This is a genomic window from Rhodanobacter sp. DHG33 (genome assembly GCF_014843005.1).
Taxonomy (GTDB): domain Bacteria; phylum Pseudomonadota; class Gammaproteobacteria; order Xanthomonadales; family Rhodanobacteraceae; genus Rhodanobacter_A.
The window spans coordinates 1-281 of record NZ_JACYXM010000043.1; the positions used below are offsets into that span (position 1 = coordinate 1).

The 281-nt window shown below is 66.5% G+C and carries 1 protein-coding gene; it reads right to left on the reverse strand.

The features are described from left to right. Nucleotides 1-281: EF-Tu/IF-2/RF-3 family GTPase (locus tag IHE46_RS16905; protein ID WP_255430913.1), on the reverse strand; the 281-nt coding region annotated here is incomplete at both ends.

Genomic DNA, 281 nt, shown 5'->3' on the forward strand with positions numbered 1-281 from the left:
CCCTCCGGCAGCTGGATCGCGCCGGTCACGTCGGTGGTGCGGAAGTAGAACTGCGGACGGTAGCCCTTGAAGAACGGGGTATGACGGCCACCCTCGTCCTTCGACAGCACGTACACCTCAGCCTCGAAGTCCGTGTGCGGGGTGATCGTGCCCGGCTTCGCCAGCACCTGACCACGCTCCACGTCGTCGCGCTTCAGACCGCGCAGCAGCAGACCGGCGTTGTCGCCCGCCTGACCCTGGTCCAGCAGCTTGCGGAACATTTCCACGCCGGTCACGGTCGT